Genomic DNA, 15,309 nt, shown 5'->3' with positions numbered 1-15,309 from the left:
ACTCTCGTCATCCTGGAGAAGATCGTTCGGCCAGGCACCCTTCTCACGAAGAACATGTCAGCCTGCTTGAACCCTACCGAAGATCCCTCCACCATGGGGGTGAGGCGCAACCCGTCTCCCACGACCCGGCCTCAGCATCCTCGAGGCCGGGTCGACAACGTCTCAGGGCAAAGGAGCCCCCGATGACCACCCCGTCACGCACCACCCCTGGTTCCCCCGCCCCCCGCACCGCGGTCGTCGTCGGCGCAGGCATGGTGGGTCTCGCGACCGCCTGGCACCTGCAGCGCCGCGGCGTCGAGGTCACGGTCCTCGACCGCGAGGGGGTCGCCGCAGGTTCCTCGTGGGGCAACGCCGGCTGGCTCACGCCCGGCATGGCCATGCCCCTGGCCGACCCGACGCTGTGGACCTACGCCCCCAAGGCGCTGCTCGACCCGACCGCGCCCCTGCACGTCCCGGCCCGGCTCGACCCGCGCCTGTGGTCCTTCCTCGCCCGGTTCGCGACCCACGCGACCCAGCGCGCGTGGGACCGCGCGATGGCCGCGCTCACCCCGATCGACCGGCTCGCGCTCGACGCGTTCGACGAGCTCGCCGCGCACGGCGTCGCGGCCCGCTCGACCCCCGGACCGTTCGTCATCGGCTTCGAGGACGAGAGGCAGGCCGCGCCGTTCCTCCACGAGATCGCCCAGGTCGAAGCCGCGGGGCAGGTGGTCCCGCTGCGCCGCATCGACCGGCCCGACGGCGCCGCTCGCCCCTCCGGCGCGTCGCACCCGGGCGACGGTCGAGCGCCCGAGGTGCGCGACGCCGTCGGGCGGCCTGCACAGCTCACCGACCGCGTGCGCGCCGTCTACGCGCTGGAGGGCCAGCGGTTCATCGAGCCCGGACCGTTCGTCGGCGCGCTGGGTGACGCGGTCCGCGCGCGCGGCGGACGCATCCTGACCGGCGCGGCCGTCACGGGCCTGCGCGCCCAGGAGGGGCGCGGCGTGCAGGTGCTCGTCGACGGGCAGGAGCCCGTGGTCGCCGACGTCGCGGTCCTCGCGACCGGCGCGTGGCTGCCCGGGCTTGCGAAGCCGCTCGGGGTGCGGACGCTCGTCCAGGCCGGGCGCGGCTACTCGTTCACCGTCAAGACCGACGTGCCCGTCGAGCAGCCGATCTACCTGCCGTCGCGCCGCGTCGCGTGCACGCCCTACCAGGGGCGGTTCCGCATCGCGGGGACCATGGAGTTCCGCGGCCCCGACGAGCCGTTCCAGCCGCGGCGCATCGACGCGATCCTCGCGTCCGTGCGCGACCTGTTCCAGGGCGTCGACCTCGACGACCGGCACGACGAGTGGGTCGGTTCTCGGCCAGTGACCCCCGACGGGCTGCCGCTCGTCGGCGCGACCCGGGCTCCCGGCGTGTACGTCGCGGGCGGGCACGGCATGTGGGGCATCGTGCTCGGGCCCGCGACCGGGCGGCTGCTCGCCGAGCAGATCATGAGCGGGACCGTGCCGCCGGAGATCAGGAGCTTCGACCCGCTGCGGTGAGGCGGGTACGGCCACCCGGCCGCAAAGCCGCCGACACGTGACCGGATGCCCCCTGAATCGCGCGGATCAGGGGGCATCTGCTCACGTCTCGGCGAGAGCGGCCGGTGCCGCGTCGACCCGGATGCGTTCCAGGTAGTCGGCGATCGCGTCGCGGTTCCTCGTGAGGGTGCCGATGCGCTCGGTCATCCGGGCCAGCTCGGTCTCGAGCAGCGCGATCTTGTCCGGGTAGGCGTTGTGCAGGTGGATCTCGCGCGGCTGGTTGAGGCACGGCAGCAGCTCGGCGATGATCCGCGTCGGGAACCCGACCTCGAGCAGGCCCCGGATCTGGAGCACTCGGTCGACGAGGTGCTCGCCGTACTCGCGGTAGCCGTTCTCCTCGCGCTGCGGGGTCAGGAGCCCCTGCTCCTCGTAGTACCGCAGCAGGCGCGTGGCCGTGCCGGTGCGGCGGGACAGCTCGCCGATGCGCATGTGATGCACCCCTCTCGCGGGTCGGGCTTGACCTTCACACCCATGTCAGACATTCATGCTAACCCTATGACCACCTGCACCGCTCCGACGGAGCCGTCGACCGACGCTCCCCCGACGGCCACAGCGCCCGCTTCGTCCGCAGCGCCCGCCGCGCCTGCGGGGTCCGCGACCTCCACAGCGCCGCCTGCGCCCCCGACGACCACTCCCCCCGACCGGACCGGCGCCACCACGGACGCTCCGCCGTCGGGCACGCGCTTTCCCCTGCTGCCGCTGCTCGCCCTGGCCGCGACCGGGTTCGTCACGCTCCTCACCGAGGTGCTGCCCGCGGGCGTGCTGCCCGCGCTCAGCGGCGACCTCGGGGTCTCCGCGAGCGCCGCCGGGCAGACCGTCACGGTCTTCGCGATCGGGGCGATCGTCGCCGCGATCCCGCTCAGCCGCGCCACGGCCCGCTGGCCCCGGCGCCGCCTGCTGCTCACGACGATCGCAGGGTTCGCGGTCGCGAACACCGTGACGGCAGTCTCGTCGAGCTACGCCCTCACGCTCGGCGCCCGCTTCGCGGCGGGGCTCGTCGCCGGGCTGACCTGGGCCCTGCTCGCCGGGTACGCGCGTCGTCTCGCCGCTCCGGAGCAGGCCGGGCGGGCGCTCGCGATCGCGATGGGCGGCGCCCCGCTCGCGCTGGCCCTCGGCGTCCCGGCGGGGACCGCGCTGGGCGCGACCGTCGGGTGGCGCTGGGCGTTCGGCGCCATGACGATCCTCAGCCTCGGGCTGGCGGCGTGGGTTCGCTGGGGCGTGCGGGACTTCCCGGGCGAGCCGCGCGGGACGCAGGTGCCGATCGGGCGGGCGCTGCGGCTGCCCGGCGTCGCGCCCGTCGTGCTCGTGACGGGCCTGACCGTCCTCGCCTACAACGTCTTCTCGACGTACGTCGCGGTGTTCCTCGAGGACGTCGGGCTCGGCGCGCAGACTGGCGTGCTCCTCGCGGTGCTGGGGGCGACGTCGTTCGCGAGCCTCGTCGTGATCGGCGCCCTGATCGACACGCACCTGCGCATCATGACGATCCTCGCCTCGACCCTGCTGGGGGTCGCGGGCCTGACGCTGGCCGTCGCAGCGGCCTCGCCCGTCGCTGTCTACGCCGCGGTCGCCGCGCTGGGCTTCGCGTTCGGCGGCAGCGGGACCCTGTTCCAAACGGCGCTCGCGCGAGCCGCAGGTCCCGCGGCCGACGTCGCACAGTCCGCGTTCGTCACCTCGTGGAACGGGGCGCTCGCGCTCGGCGGGATCGTGGGTGGCGTGGTGCTGGGCGCGGGCGGTTCGGGTGCGCTGCCGTGGGCGACGCTCGCGCTCGCGGTGCCCGTCGTGGGGATCGTGGTCGGGGCGCGGCGGCACGCGTTCCCGGCGGCACCGCGTGATGTGCGGTCGGTCGGGAAGCGCGGGTCGGCCCGCGCCTGAGCGGCGACCGTCGACCGTCGACCGTCGACCGTCGAGATCGGGCTCGTTGTCGCTGGATCGCCCGGTATGGCGGCAACGACCCCGATCTCGCGGTGCAAGCAACCGGGGCGTCAGGACAGAGTCAGGGTGACACCGTCACACTCCCAGGGGGACCCATGCCGCACCGCCGACCAGCACGTCCGCTCCGCGCAGGCTCGCCGCTCGCCCTCGCCGGGCCGCTGCTCGTCGGGCTGCTGCTCGTCGGCGGATGCGCCGGAGCGGTGTACGAGCCCGACCCTGGGGCCGTTCCCTTCGAGCTCACGACCCACTGCGGCATCGACGAGCTCGTGCACGAAGGCCTCCGGTACCAGCGGGTCGACGGTCCGCTCGACACCGGCGGCGGCAACCCTCCCCGCGGATGGGACAACCCCTCCCAGGAGGGGTGGCTGCTCGTCGAGGGTGACCGCGCGACCTTCACCGACGACCAGGGACACGAGGAGGTCTTCGAGGTACGCGAGGGCGCGACCGAAGCGATCGACCTCTGCTCCTGACCCGCCGAGCCCAGCCCGCCGAGCCCAGGCCCGGCGAGAAGTGAGTAGATGCCCCTGATCCCCAAGGATCAGGGGCATCTACTCACTTCTCGGCGGCAGGTGCCGCCAGACAAGCGGGTCAGCCCTCGAACTTCTCCGGGTCCGGCCCGATGCGCCCGTCGGCGCGGTCGAGCCCGTCGATCGCCGCGACCTGCTCGGCCGACAGCTCGAAGCCCAGCACGTCGAGGTTCGACGCGATGCGCTCGGGGGTCACGGACTTGGGGATCGCGACGGTCCCGGCCTGCAGGTGCCACCGGAGCACGACCTGCGCCGGGGTCACGCCGTGCGCATCGGCGATCGCGGAGAGGACCGGGTCACCCAGCACGGTCCCCTGGCCCAGCGGGCTCCACGCCTCGGTCACGATCCCGAGCTCGCGGTGGTGCGCCCGCAGCGCCCGCTGCGAGAACGCCGGGTGCAGCTCGACCTGGTTCACGGCCGGTGTCACGCCCGTGGCCGCGACGACCGCGTCGAGGTGCTCGGCCGTGAAGTTCGAGACGCCGATCTCGCGGACCAGCCCCGCCTCGCGCAGCACGACGAGCTCCTCCCACGCCTCGACGAAGCGGCCCGCCCCGGGCACGGGCCAGTGGATCAGGTACAGGTCGAGGCGGTCGAGCCCGAGCCGCTCGAGGCTCTGCTCGAACGCGGGGCGCACGGCCTCGCGCGCCATCGCGTCGATCCACAGCTTGCTCGTCACGAACACCTCGTCGCGCGGCAGGCCCGACGCGGCGATGCCCGCGCCGACCCCCTTCTCGTTGCCGTAGACGGCGGCCGTGTCGATGCTGCGGTAGCCCGCGTCCAGGGCGAGCGAGACGGCCTGGGCGGTCTCGCCGTCGGGCACCTGGAAGACGCCGAAGCCGAGCTGCGGGATGCTCGTCCCGCCGCGCAGAGCGACCGCGGGGACGGTGGTGGTGCTGGTCATGAGGGTTCTCCTTCGGGTGGTGGGTGGGTCAGTGCGCCGTGACGGGCACAGGCGGCACGGGCGCCTCGGCAGGCGTGCCGGCGGTCCGACGCTCCTGGAGCGTCGCGACGCCGAGCGCCACGACCGCGAGCAGCGTGAGCGCGGCGCCCGCCCACAGGGGCGAGGTGAAGCCGAGCCCGGCCGCGATGGTCAGGCCGCCGATCCACGCGCCGAGCGCGTTGCCCACGTTGAACGCGGCGATGTTGGCGCCCGACGCCATGGTGGGGGCGGCCTGGGCGTGGCCCATGATGCGCATCTGGAGGCCGGGCACGGTCGCGAACCCGAACGCCCCCATGAGGAACAGCGAGACCAGGGTCATGACCTGGCTCGTCGCGGTGAGCGCGAAGACCGCGAGGACCACGGTCAGCGCGCCGAGGAGCACGAGCAGGCTCGTGGTCAGGCGCCGGTCGGCGGCCTTGCCGCCCAGGTAGTTGCCGACGAACAGCCCCGCGCCGAACAGCACGAGCAGCCACGGCACGCTCGTGGTCGCGAACGAGCCGACCTCGGTGACCGTGAAGGCGATGTAGGTGAACGCGCCGAACATGCCGCCGAACCCGAGCACGGTCACGAGGATCGACCACCAGACCTGCGGGTTGCGGAAGGCCGCGAGCTCGGTCCGCAGGGACGGCGTGCCCGACGGCGCCGCTCCCGCCGGGCGAGCGGGGTCGCCGTGTGCGGTGGCCGAGCGGGCTGCGTCACCGGGGGCTGCCGCAGCGCCGTGCGCGCCGGACGCCCGGCGCGTGGACGGCACGAGCAGGACGATCCCGACGAGCGCGACGACGCCGATGACGGTGATGGCCCAGAACGTCGAGCGCCAGCCGTACTGCTGACCGAGGAACGTGCCGAACGGTACGCCCAGGACGTTGGCGGTCGTGAGGCCTGCGAACATCGTCGCGATGGCGCCCGCGCGCTTGGCCGGGGCGACCATGTCGGCCGCGACGACCGCGCCGATCCCGAAGAACGCACCGTGGCACAGGGCCGCGAGGATGCGCCCGCCGAGGAGCAGCTCGTAGGTGGGGGCGAGGGCCGAGAGCAGGTTCCCGGCGATGAACAGGATCATGAGGCTGCCGAGGACCGTCTTGCGGTCGAGGCGGATCACGGCGGCCGTGAGGCCGATGGCTCCGACCGCCACCGCGAGCGCGTAGCCCGAGATGAGGTAGCCGGCGACGGCCTCGGTCACGCCGAACTCTCCTGCGATCTCCGGCAGGAGACCCATGATGACGAACTCGGTGAGCCCGATCCCGAAGCCCCCGACGGCGAGGGCGAGAAGACCCAGCGGCATGCGCTGCTCCTTGTCTGTGTCTGGCACCTCGCGCATCGGCGTGTGTGCAACAACCGGCGCGTGCAGTAGTTGCAGGCGCCTCATAAATAGTTGCACGCGCTGGTAGTTCACACAAGCGGTATAGTTGAGAGCGACGTCACGACAGGCACAGGAGGCACGCATGGGCATCGGGGACGACGCCGTCGAGATCCGCTCGCAGGGCTGGCGCACGCTCGCCGCGCTGCACGGCATCCTCGACACCGCGCTCGAACGCGCGCTCCAGGCCGACCACGGCCTCTCGGTCGTCGAGTACACCGTGCTCGACGCGCTCTCGCGCCAGGACGGCTGGCACATGCGCATGCAGCAGCTCGCGCGCGCCGCAGCCCTGAGCAGCAGCGCCACGACCCGCCTCGTCAACCGCCTCGAGGACCGCGGCCTCCTCACGCGCATCCTGTGCCAGGACGACCGCCGCGGCATCTACACCGAGCTCACCCCGCAGGGCGAGCAGCTCCTGCGCCAGGCCCGGCCCACGCACGACACGGCTCTCGAGCAGGCGCTCACCGAGGCCTGCCAGGTCGAGGAGCTCGCGCCGCTCGTCGCGGCGCTGCACGAGCTTCCGGCCGAACCGTCGGCGAGCGCGGTGCCCGTGGGCGCGACCGCCTGAGAGCCGTTGCCCTCCCCCTCGCGGGAGGGTGCGGCCCCGTCGTCGAGTGTGCAGTTCGGGTCGTCCCGAGCGTTCCCAGACGACCCGAGCTGCACGCTCGGCGCGACGGCACGGGCCCCCACGAGGAGGTCGGCTGACAACCCGCACCGAATCTGGGACCCTCGTCCCATGGGGGACCCCGCGACGACGCCGACACCGCACGACGGTGACCACCACGGGCCTGTCCCGGCGACGGTCGGGGCCTCGGCCGCCGCCCCCGCCTACGGCTTCGCCGAGCCTGCCGCGCACCCCTCGCCCGCCCTCCCGCCGGGCCTGGCCACCTCCCTCCCGCTCGACCTCACCGACCTCGACGACGCCCCGCTCGTCGGCCCGTACGCGAGCTGGCTACGACGCGTCGGGGCGTTCCTGCTCGACAACTCGATCCTGGCCGCGATCATGTTCGTGGTCGTCGGCCCGGGGGGCGCGCCGAGCGCGCTCCCCGGTCTGGACAACAACGGCAGCATGGGCACCGCGTTCGAGGACGTGACCTGGTCCGAGAGCGCGTGGATGATCGGGGCGGTGCTCGCGATGGCCCTTCTCCAGGCGTACACGGGCGCGACGCCCGGCAAGCGGGCCGCGGGGATCGTCGTCGTCAACCGGGACTCCGGCCGACCGGTCGGCTTCCTCACCACCGTCCTGCGCTGGCTCGCGCACGTCCTCGACGCGCTGTGCTTCGTCGGGTACCTGCGTCCGCTGTGGGACGAGCAGCACCGCACGTTCGCGGACAGCCTGCTGTCGACGGTCGTCGTGAGGTCCGTCGCGCCGGAGCCCCACGCGTTGCTCGCGCCGTTCGTCCGGGAGGGACGACGCGGGTCCAAGGTCGTCACCGGAGCGGCGACCGTCCTGTGCGTGGCCGGCCTGCTGTACGCCTACGGCCCCACGACGACCACGGGCGGGAGGTTCGTGTCGTCGGTGGCCTGCACGACGTGGGAGCACGAGGACCGCCCCGACCCGGCCCGGCTCGGCGAGGCGTCCTTCAGCAGCACGACGCCCGGCACGATCAGCCGCCTCGGGGTGACCCACCCCTACCCGACCGACGGCGCGGGGCCGTCGGAGATCACGCTCGCCTGGGAGGGCGACCTCCCGGCAGGTTCCGCGGTCTCGCTCGAGGCGGTCCTCACGGCCCCGGACGACACCCGGCTGGAGTACTCGGCGCCGCTCGGCACGGACGGCGACGGGTTCGGCACCGAGCCCACGAGCCCCGGCACGATCGAGCTCCCCGCGAACGACCTCCGAGACGTCGGGGCCGGGTGGACCTGGACCGCCCAGATGCGCGTCGACGGCGTCGCGACCCCGGCCTGCGGCGGCGACGTCCCGTCCTGAGCCGGCCCGTCGAGCAGGGCCGTCGCAGCCCGCCGTGCCGCACGCCCGACGGCGCCGCTCACCCCGGCAGCGCGACGTCCGGTCCGGCCAGCACCAGCAGGATGGCGCACACCGCCGCGACGGCCATGCTGAGCGCGAACGGCAGCCGGCTCGTGGTCCGTCGCACGGCGACCACACCCGCCGAGACCGCGAGCGCCACCGCCACGATCCCGCCCACCCAGGCCGCGACGCTCGGCGGTCCGGGCGGGCCGAGCACCACGACGGCGACGGCCGCGACGAGCACGACCGGGGCCAGCACGCTCGCTCGTGTCCGGCCGAGCCGGTGCGGCAGCCCGCGGATGCCGGTGGCCCGGTCGTCCTCGAGGTCGGGCAGCGTGTTGGCGACGTGCGCGCCCACCCCCAGGAGCGCGGTCGCGGCCATGGCCCAGGGGGCTGCGACCCGGTCGCCGGGAGCCGCGAGCACCACGAACAGCGGCAGCAGCCCGAACGAGACCGCGTAGGGGGCCCAGGACCACACGGTCGACTTGAGCCACGCGTTGTACGACCACGCGCTCGCGACGGCCACGAGGTGCACCAGCCCGGCCACGAGCCCGGTCGCGACCGACAGCACGACGCACAGGGTCGCCGCGACGAGTGCCGCGGCGTGCACCTGCCGCGTCGAGACGAGGCCGGCGACGACGGGCTTGTCGGTGCGCTGCACCGCGACGTCGCGGCGGGCGTCGAGCCAGTCGTTGGACCAGCCCACCGAGAGCTGACCGGTGAGGACCGCGGCGACCACGAGCGCCGTCGTCGTCGGGCCCGAGCCCACTCCTGCGGCGAAGAAGCCGGCCAGGGCGGTGACCACGACCGTGGGCCCCGCGTGGCTCGCGAGCGCGAGCCCCCGCACCGTCGTCAGGGTCGTCTCCCTCGTCGTCCTCGTCACCGCACCGCCGTCCCTGCCGTCGCTGCCGTCCCCGCCGTCGTGGGGATCCTCGCCCGTCCGACGCTAGCAACGCGCGGCCCGCGCGTCGCCGTGACACGATGCGGGAATGTCGCGGTTGCTCGCGGTCGGTCCGGCTCTGCCGGGCGTCGCACACCCTCAGAGCGAGATCACGGACACGATCGGGCCCCTGCTGACCCCGTCGCCCTCCAAGCGCGCCGTCCTGCGGCGGCTGCACGAGGCGAGCGGCGTGCGGACCCGCCACACGGCCCTTGCTCTCGACGAGTACGCGGGGCTCACGTCGTTCGGGGTCGCGAACGACCACTTCATCCGCGTCGGCACGGACCTCGCCGAAGAGGCGTGCCGCACCGCGCTCGACGCCGCCGGGCTGGCCCCGGAGGAGGTCGACTTCCTGCTCTTCACCTCGGTGACCGGGATCGCGGCGCCCTCGATCGACGCACAGCTCGTGACGCGCCTGGGTCTGCGGACCGACGTCAAGCGGCTGCCGTCGTTCGGGCTGGGCTGCGTCGCGGGGGCCGCGGGGATCGCCCGCGTGCACGACTACCTCGCCGGGCACCCGCAGGACGTCGCCCTGCTGGTGTCGGTCGAGCTGTGCTCGCTCACGCTCCAGCACGGCGACGACTCCATGGCGAACCTGGTCTCGACCGGGTTGTTCGGCGACGGCGCGGCGGCCGTGGTCATGGTCGGCGACGCGCACCGGGCGGGCTTCCCGCCCGTGGACGGCCAGTCCGGGGACCCCCGGCCCGGGCTGCCCGACGGCGCCGCCCAGGGTGTCGAGGTCCTCGACACCCGCAGCCGCCTGTACCCCGAGACGGCCGACCACCTCGGCTGGACGATCCGCGACAGCGGCTTCGGGATCGTGCTGTCCGCGGGCCTTCCCGAGGTCATCGCGGCACACCTCGCGGGGGACGTGAAGTCGCTGCTCGCCGAGCACGACCTCGCGACCGAGGACGTCGGGACGTGGGTCGTGCACGCGGGCGGGCCGCGCATCCTCGACGTCGTCCGCGACTCGCTGGGTCTCGACGAGGCGGACCTGCGCCTCAGTCGGGAGTCGCTCGCCGCCGTCGGGAACCTGTCGTCGTCGTCGGTGCTGCACGTGCTCGCTGCGACGCTCGCGGCACGCGAGGCGTACCCCGGGCGGCGCCTCGCGGCGCCGCGCACGACCGACGGCCGGCACGGCGTCCTCATGGCGTTCGGGCCAGGGGTGAGCGCCGAGCTCGTGCTGCTCCGCCTGCCCGCGTCGCCGCTGGAGGGCTGATGCTCGTCTTCTTCTACGTCGTGGTCGGGGCGACCGCGCTCGAACGGCTCGCCGAGCTCGTCGTCTCGGCGCGCAACGCGCGGTGGTCGTTCGCACGTGGCGGCATCGAGACCGGGCGCGGCCACTTCCCCGCGATGGTCGCCCTGCACACGGGCCTGCTCGTCGCGTGCGTGGTCGAGGTCAACGTCGCGGACAGGCCGTTCATCCCCTGGGTCGGGTGGCCCGCGTTCGTGCTCGTGGTCGCGAGCCAGGCACTGCGCTGGTGGTGCATCACCTCGCTCGGGCCGCGGTGGAACACGCGCGTGATCGTGGTCCCCGGGCTGCCGTGGGTCGACCGCGGCCCCTACCGATGGATCGCGCAGCACCCCGGGCAGCGCTGGTTCCGCCACCCCAACTACGTTGCGGTGGTCGTCGAGGGGTTCGCGCTGCCGCTCGTCCACTCGTGCTGGACGACCGCGCTCGTCTTCACGGTGCTCAACGCCGTGCTGCTGCTGCGGTTCCGGCTCCCGGCCGAGGAGCGCGCGCTCGACGCGCTCCCGCGCACGTGACCGACACCGACGTGCTGGTCGTCGGCGGCGGGCCGGTCGGGCTGGCCGCCGCGATCGAGGCGCGGCTCGCGGGGTACGACGTCGTCGTGGTCGAACCGCGCACAGGCCCTGTGGACAAGGCGTGCGGCGAGGGCCTCATGCCCGGCGCGCTGCGGGCGCTCCAGGCCCTCGACGTCGACCCCGACGGTCACGTCCTGCGCGGCATCAGCTACCGCGACGCACACCGGCACGCCGACCACCTCTTCACGGCCGGGCAGGGCCGGGGCGTGCGGCGGACCACGTTGCACGCCGCGCTCGCGGAGCGCGCGGCGTCGCTCGGAACCACGACCGTGACCGGCCGGGTCGAGAACATCGACGAGACCGCGGACCGGGTGTCGGCCGCCGGGATCAGCGCGCGCTGGCTGCTCGGCTGCGACGGGCTGCACTCGACCGTGCGCCGCCTCGCGGGTCTGGAGGTCGGGGCCGACGCGCCGGCGCACGAGTCGCTCCTGGCGCGGAGCCGCCACGGCGGCGAGGGCCACGACGGGGCGGACCGCCCCGGGGACGAGGCGGCGCCGCACGCCGCGCGCATCCCCAGCGAGCTCGGTGGCACCGCCCCTCCCGTTCGCCCCGGCCCGGACCCGCGGCGCCGCTTCGGCCTGCGCCGCCACTTCCGCGTGCCCGCGTGGACGGACCTGGTCGAGGTCCACTGGGGCGACCACGTCGAGGCGTACGTGACGCCCGTGGCGCGCGACGTCGTCGGGATCGCGATGCTCGGCCCCACCGGGACGCACTTCGACGAGGCCCTCGCGGGCTTCGCCGGGCTGGCCGAGCGCCTGGGGGACGCCGAGCCGTTGGGCCCGGTCCGCGGTGCCGGCCCCCTCCGCCAACGTTCCCGACGGCGCAGCACGGGCCGGGTGCGCCTCGTCGGGGACGCGTCGGGGTACGTGGACGCCCTGACGGGCGAGGGGCTGCGCGTGGGTCTCGCGCAGGCGAGCGCCGCCGTCGGGCACCTGGACGACCCGGGCGCGTACGAGCGCGACTGGGCGCGCGTCACGCGCGACTACCGGGTGCTGACCTCGGGGCTCGTCGCGTGGGCGACCTCACCCGCGCGCCGGGCGATCGTGCCGCTTGCGGCGCACGTGCCCTGGCTCTACGGGAAGGTCGTGGAACGGCTCGCGCGCTGATCGTGTCCGCGTCGGAGCAGGTCGGAGAAGTCTCCCCCACCCCGTATCCGCGGACCGTCGCCAGGGGCTACGATCAGCGACGGCGACGCGAGCCCCTGCCCGCGTCGCCACCTCAGCGAGACAACGCCCCTGACCGGCCGTCGGTCAGGGGCGTTTGCGACGGCCGTGCTCTACCCGCAAGAACCGAGGATCGCGATGCCGCACCGCCGATGGAAAGAACAACGCCTGTGTCCGCAGTGCCAGGAGGTGGTGCTGGTCGAGATGCGCTTCGTCGCAATGCCCTCCGCCCCGGGCGAGGACGTCACGATGGAAGCAGTCGGCACCGACGACGCGGGTCACGAGTTCCACTGACCCCGTCGCGGCGACGGGTCAAGAAGTGGCCCCGAGCCTGCCCCCTCCGTGCTCACCCCGTGCCGGGTGGTCGGGGGCCGCTTCCTTGAGCTCGACGAAGACGGCGTGAGTCGCTGTCGTCCCGGTGTTCTCCCCGACGTGCACCTGTTCGGGGAGCCAGCGCGTCTCCCCCGCCTCCAGCACGACGTCCATGACCCGATCACCCGACGAGATACGCCGCTCGAAGCCGCTCAGCGTGTACATGACGCTGTCGGGGTGATGGTGCGGGTGCGTCCGCGTACCTGGCTGGTCCTCGTACTCCAGCACCCGGATGCGGTCGTTCTCGAAGACCACGCGATAGTGGTCGGGATCCGTGACCGTCGGGTCGTCCGGCTCCTGCCGTCCCTGTCCCATGCTCGCCTCGGAACGTCGTGGCCCGTCGTCGTCGACCGGCGCGTCCCTCGAGCATCCCACCATCTGACCTGCACGCACCTCGGGTGCGCCCCCGCCCGCCCGTCGGCGAGCCCGGTGCCGGGGCCGGGCCTAGGAGATGCCGCGGTCCCGCGCCCAGCGCAGGATGTCGGCCCGGTTCGAGACGCCGACCTTGCGGTAGATGCTGCGCAGCTGGGACTTGACCGTGTTCCTCGTGACGAACAGGATCGCCGCGAGCTGCTCCAGCGTCATGTCCTCCGTGAGGTGCGTGAGCACCACCAGCTCACGGCGGGACAGCACGACCTCCTCCTGCACCTCGTCAGGAGGTGGGGACTTCGGGGACGTTCGCTCCGTGATGGACATGGTTCCTCCGTCAGTGGCCGCCGCACGTCGCCCACTCTTGTGATCCGGTCTCTTCCGGCTCCTGTAGATGAGACCGGATGGAAACGGATCCATGACGCGAGTTCGTGACATGTTGTCGCCCGGCAGGCTCTCGACCCTGCCGCCCGGCGGCTCTCGACCCGACGGGATCAGCCGGCGCCCTCGCCGGGCAGGCCCGCGTCGTGGCCGAGGATCGCGGCCTGCGTCCGGTTCGTCACCCCGAGCTTGACCATGGCGTGGGTCAGGTGGGTCTTGACCGTCGGCTCGGCCATGTAGAGCGCCCGCGCGATCTCGGCGTTCGACAGGCCCGTGGCAAGGAGACCGACGACGGCCCGCTCCCGCTCGCTCAGCTCCCCCACCCTGGCCCGCGCCTCCGCCTGCCGCGTGGTCATGGCCGGGCCGAGCGAGTCCAGCAGCCTGCGGGTCACGGCCGGCGACAGCATCGCGTCCCCCTCCGCCGCGGCCCGGATCCCGCGCTGCACCTCGCTCACCGTGCTGTCCTTGAGGAGATAGCCTGCGGCACCGGCCCGCAGCGCGGGCACGACGTACTCGTCGTACTGGAAGTTCGTGAGGATGACGACCGCGACCTCCGGCGCCACGCGGCGGATCTCCTGCGTGGCCTCGATGCCGTTCATGACGGGCATCTGCATGTCCATGAGGACGACGTCGGGGCGGCGCGCGATCACCGCCTCGACCCCCAGGCGGCCGTTCGCGGCCGTCCCGACGACGTCGAGGTCGTCGGCTGCGTCGACGAGGGCGGCCATCCCCTCGCGGAAGAGGCTCTCGTCGTCGACGACCACGACCCGGGTCATGCGGGCCCCCACGGCAGCACGGCCTCGACCCGGAAGCCGCCGTCGGACGTCGGTCCGATCGTGGAGCTCCCACCGACGAGCTGGACCCTCTCGCGGATGCCCTGGAGCCCGTGACCACCCGTGGGCAGCTCGATCTCGGGGATCGCCGTCGGACCGTTGCGGACCTCGACCCGCAACGAGTCCGCCTCTTCGCGGACCGCCACGGAGGTCTCGGCGCCGGGCGCGTGCCGCACCGCGTTCGTCAGCGCCTCGCGCACGATGCGCACGGCCGTGCGCTCGGTGACGCCCGGGGGCTCTCCCGGGTCGACGTCGGCGTCCACCTCGACCGGTTGACCCACGGCTCGCGCCTCCGCCACCAGCACGGCGACGTCCCGGAACGACGGCTGCTCGAGCCCCGCGGGGCTCCCGTCCCGGCTGAGCAGGTGCAGCACGCCCCGCATCTCCTCGAGCGCCTCGCGCGCGGTGTCCCGGATACGGTCCACGTCGTCGCGGACCTGCGGGTCGTCGACCTTGGTCTCCAGGAGGTTGGTCTGCAGCACGACGTAGCTGATCCGGTGGGCGACGACGTCGTGCATCTCGCGGGCGAGCCGTTCGCGCTCGGTCGTGCGCACCTGGGTCGCCACGTGCTCCGCGGCCTCGATGCCCCGGTCCCGGATCGCGGCCTCCGCGACCCGCTCCGCACGTCGGCTCCGACCCGCGAGCCACGGCCCGAGCACGAGCAGGACCAGCACTGTCGCGATCGCGACGTCAGACCTGCCGAACGCGAGCGGCGCAGCGGGCAGGACCAGGATCGCGCCGGTCACCGCCCACGCCGTGCTGCGTCGTGGACCGAGCCGCTCTCCTGCGGCGAACGCCGCGAGAACGAGCGCGGGGATCGGCGAGATCCAGGACAGGAGCGCACAGCCCACGAGAGCCGGTCCGACGAGCGCCGGCCGCAGGAGAAGCGCTGCGCCCAGGAGCTGCGCAACCAGCTCGGCCCACAACGGCGCGCCCTGGACGCCGACCACCGAGCGAGAGACCGCCACGGCGACCCCTGCCAGCGCGGCGAACGACGCGACCGCGACGTCGCGGCGCGTCGTCCAGGCCCGAGCGGGCATCTGCATGCTGCCAGGCTAGCCAGGAACGCCGGGGGACGGCGGTCGAAGCGGGACGACCTTGCCCAGAGGCAGGTACGCGCGCAGGGCGCCCCTCCGTGTC

17 protein-coding genes are annotated in these 15,309 nt (G+C 73.8%); 9 read left to right on the top strand and 8 right to left on the bottom strand.

What is annotated here, in order from left to right:
• Nucleotides 1-182: 182 nt before the first annotated feature.
• Nucleotides 183-1,520 carry an NAD(P)/FAD-dependent oxidoreductase gene (locus WFH32_RS15685; RefSeq protein WP_336708247.1) on the top strand — a complete coding sequence of 446 codons (1,338 nt, stop codon included), beginning with the start codon at nt 183-185 and terminating at the stop codon, nt 1,518-1,520.
• 81 nt (nt 1,521-1,601) lie between these two features.
• On the opposite strand, the gene WFH32_RS15680 is transcribed toward WFH32_RS15685, so the two are convergent.
• Complete coding sequence (locus WFH32_RS15680; protein ID WP_191794874.1) at nt 1,602-1,988, bottom strand: MerR family transcriptional regulator; 387 nt, start codon at nt 1,986-1,988, stop codon at nt 1,602-1,604.
• 66 nt (nt 1,989-2,054) lie between these two features.
• Between WFH32_RS15680 and WFH32_RS15675 the strand changes: the two genes are divergently transcribed.
• The gene (locus tag WFH32_RS15675) at nt 2,055-3,431 is read left to right on the top strand and encodes an MFS transporter (protein WP_336708245.1); all 1,377 of its coding nucleotides are present in this window, start codon (nt 2,055-2,057) and stop codon (nt 3,429-3,431) included.
• A 155-nt stretch (nt 3,432-3,586) separates the two neighbouring features.
• Nucleotides 3,587-3,961: a hypothetical protein gene (locus WFH32_RS15670; RefSeq protein WP_336708243.1), complete on the top strand. Its 375-nt coding sequence runs from the start codon at nt 3,587-3,589 to the stop codon at nt 3,959-3,961.
• Nucleotides 3,962-4,079: 118 nt separating this feature from the next.
• Here WFH32_RS15670 and WFH32_RS15665 read toward each other — a convergent pair whose 3' ends face one another.
• Together WFH32_RS15665 and WFH32_RS15660 are read right to left on the bottom strand one after the other, a co-directional pair.
• Nucleotides 4,080-4,919, bottom strand: a complete 840-nt coding sequence (locus tag WFH32_RS15665) for an aldo/keto reductase (RefSeq protein ID WP_336708241.1) — start codon at nt 4,917-4,919, stop codon at nt 4,080-4,082.
• 28 nt (nt 4,920-4,947) lie between these two features.
• The gene (locus WFH32_RS15660; RefSeq protein WP_191794866.1) at nt 4,948-6,240 is read right to left on the bottom strand and encodes an MFS transporter; all 1,293 of its coding nucleotides are present in this window, start codon (nt 6,238-6,240) and stop codon (nt 4,948-4,950) included.
• Nucleotides 6,241-6,400: 160 nt separating this feature from the next.
• Between WFH32_RS15660 and WFH32_RS15655 the strand changes: the two genes are divergently transcribed.
• Both WFH32_RS15655 and WFH32_RS15650 read left to right on the top strand, forming a co-directional pair.
• Nucleotides 6,401-6,883 carry a MarR family winged helix-turn-helix transcriptional regulator gene (locus WFH32_RS15655; protein WP_191794864.1) on the top strand — a complete coding sequence of 161 codons (483 nt, stop codon included), beginning with the start codon at nt 6,401-6,403 and terminating at the stop codon, nt 6,881-6,883.
• A 168-nt stretch (nt 6,884-7,051) separates the two neighbouring features.
• Complete coding sequence (locus WFH32_RS15650; protein ID WP_336708239.1) at nt 7,052-8,245, top strand: RDD family protein; 1,194 nt, start codon at nt 7,052-7,054, stop codon at nt 8,243-8,245.
• Nucleotides 8,246-8,303: 58 nt separating this feature from the next.
• Here WFH32_RS15650 and WFH32_RS15645 read toward each other — a convergent pair whose 3' ends face one another.
• Nucleotides 8,304-9,167 carry a UbiA family prenyltransferase gene (locus tag WFH32_RS15645; RefSeq protein ID WP_336708238.1) on the bottom strand — a complete coding sequence of 288 codons (864 nt, stop codon included), beginning with the start codon at nt 9,165-9,167 and terminating at the stop codon, nt 8,304-8,306.
• Between the two features lie 106 nt (nt 9,168-9,273).
• On the opposite strand from WFH32_RS15645, the gene WFH32_RS15640 reads away from it, so the two are divergent.
• The 4 genes from WFH32_RS15640 (at nt 9,274) to WFH32_RS15625 (ending at nt 12,508) form a co-directional block, all read left to right on the top strand.
• Entirely contained in the window at nt 9,274-10,443 is a 1,170-nt protein-coding gene (locus WFH32_RS15640) for a type III polyketide synthase (protein ID WP_336708237.1), read from the top strand.
• Nucleotides 10,443-10,991, top strand: coding sequence for an isoprenylcysteine carboxyl methyltransferase family protein (locus WFH32_RS15635; RefSeq protein ID WP_225227667.1), 549 nt, complete (start codon nt 10,443-10,445; stop codon nt 10,989-10,991). Before WFH32_RS15640 ends, WFH32_RS15635 begins: the two co-directional genes overlap by 1 nt.
• The gene (locus WFH32_RS15630) at nt 10,988-12,157 is read left to right on the top strand and encodes an NAD(P)/FAD-dependent oxidoreductase (RefSeq protein WP_318243964.1); all 1,170 of its coding nucleotides are present in this window, start codon (nt 10,988-10,990) and stop codon (nt 12,155-12,157) included. Before WFH32_RS15635 ends, WFH32_RS15630 begins: the two co-directional genes overlap by 4 nt.
• A 195-nt stretch (nt 12,158-12,352) precedes the next feature.
• On the top strand, nt 12,353-12,508 hold the full coding sequence (locus WFH32_RS15625; protein WP_191794856.1) for a hypothetical protein: 156 nt from the start codon (nt 12,353-12,355) through the stop codon (nt 12,506-12,508).
• A gap of 18 nt (nt 12,509-12,526) precedes the next feature.
• On the opposite strand, the gene WFH32_RS15620 is transcribed toward WFH32_RS15625, so the two are convergent.
• The 4 genes from WFH32_RS15620 to WFH32_RS15605 form a co-directional block, all read right to left on the bottom strand.
• The gene (locus WFH32_RS15620; protein WP_191794854.1) at nt 12,527-12,901 is read right to left on the bottom strand and encodes a cytoplasmic protein; all 375 of its coding nucleotides are present in this window, start codon (nt 12,899-12,901) and stop codon (nt 12,527-12,529) included.
• A gap of 129 nt (nt 12,902-13,030) precedes the next feature.
• Nucleotides 13,031-13,282, bottom strand: coding sequence for a helix-turn-helix domain-containing protein (locus tag WFH32_RS15615; protein ID WP_138827093.1), 252 nt, complete (start codon nt 13,280-13,282; stop codon nt 13,031-13,033).
• 167 nt (nt 13,283-13,449) lie between these two features.
• Nucleotides 13,450-14,112 (bottom strand): response regulator transcription factor, encoded by a 663-nt coding sequence (locus tag WFH32_RS15610; RefSeq protein ID WP_336708236.1) that lies wholly within the window; start codon nt 14,110-14,112, stop codon nt 13,450-13,452.
• Complete coding sequence (locus WFH32_RS15605) at nt 14,109-15,215, bottom strand: sensor histidine kinase (RefSeq protein ID WP_336708234.1); 1,107 nt, start codon at nt 15,213-15,215, stop codon at nt 14,109-14,111. Before WFH32_RS15605 ends, WFH32_RS15610 begins: the two co-directional genes overlap by 4 nt.
• Nucleotides 15,216-15,309: the final 94 nt, after the last annotated feature.

This window comes from Oerskovia sp. USHLN155 (genome assembly GCF_037145535.1).
Classification (GTDB): Bacteria; Actinomycetota; Actinomycetes; order Actinomycetales; family Cellulomonadaceae; genus Oerskovia; species Oerskovia rustica.
This window is presented reverse-complemented; position numbering and strand designations above follow the sequence as displayed.

Excerpts from the sequence above, each read along its gene's own strand:
- WFH32_RS15685 (WP_336708247.1), top strand. The coding sequence starts at position 183 with ATGACCACCCCGTCACGCACCACCCCTGGTTCCCCCGCCCCCCGCACC.
- WFH32_RS15680 (WP_191794874.1), bottom strand. The coding sequence starts at position 1,988 with ATGCGCATCGGCGAGCTGTCCCGCCGCACCGGCACGGCCACGCGCCTG.
- WFH32_RS15675 (WP_336708245.1), top strand. The coding sequence starts at position 2,055 with ATGACCACCTGCACCGCTCCGACGGAGCCGTCGACCGACGCTCCCCCG.
- WFH32_RS15670 (WP_336708243.1), top strand. The coding sequence starts at position 3,587 with ATGCCGCACCGCCGACCAGCACGTCCGCTCCGCGCAGGCTCGCCGCTC.
- WFH32_RS15665 (WP_336708241.1), bottom strand. The coding sequence starts at position 4,919 with ATGACCAGCACCACCACCGTCCCCGCGGTCGCTCTGCGCGGCGGGACG.
- WFH32_RS15660 (WP_191794866.1), bottom strand. The coding sequence starts at position 6,240 with ATGCCGCTGGGTCTTCTCGCCCTCGCCGTCGGGGGCTTCGGGATCGGG.
- WFH32_RS15655 (WP_191794864.1), top strand. The coding sequence starts at position 6,401 with ATGGGCATCGGGGACGACGCCGTCGAGATCCGCTCGCAGGGCTGGCGC.
- WFH32_RS15650 (WP_336708239.1), top strand. The coding sequence starts at position 7,052 with ATGGGGGACCCCGCGACGACGCCGACACCGCACGACGGTGACCACCAC.
- WFH32_RS15640 (WP_336708237.1), top strand. The coding sequence starts at position 9,274 with ATGTCGCGGTTGCTCGCGGTCGGTCCGGCTCTGCCGGGCGTCGCACAC.
- WFH32_RS15635 (WP_225227667.1), top strand. The coding sequence starts at position 10,443 with ATGCTCGTCTTCTTCTACGTCGTGGTCGGGGCGACCGCGCTCGAACGG.
- WFH32_RS15625 (WP_191794856.1), top strand. The coding sequence starts at position 12,353 with ATGCCGCACCGCCGATGGAAAGAACAACGCCTGTGTCCGCAGTGCCAG.
- WFH32_RS15620 (WP_191794854.1), bottom strand. The coding sequence starts at position 12,901 with ATGGGACAGGGACGGCAGGAGCCGGACGACCCGACGGTCACGGATCCC.
- WFH32_RS15615 (WP_138827093.1), bottom strand. The coding sequence starts at position 13,282 with ATGTCCATCACGGAGCGAACGTCCCCGAAGTCCCCACCTCCTGACGAG.
- WFH32_RS15610 (WP_336708236.1), bottom strand. The coding sequence starts at position 14,112 with ATGACCCGGGTCGTGGTCGTCGACGACGAGAGCCTCTTCCGCGAGGGG.
- WFH32_RS15605 (WP_336708234.1), bottom strand. The coding sequence starts at position 15,215 with ATGCAGATGCCCGCTCGGGCCTGGACGACGCGCCGCGACGTCGCGGTC.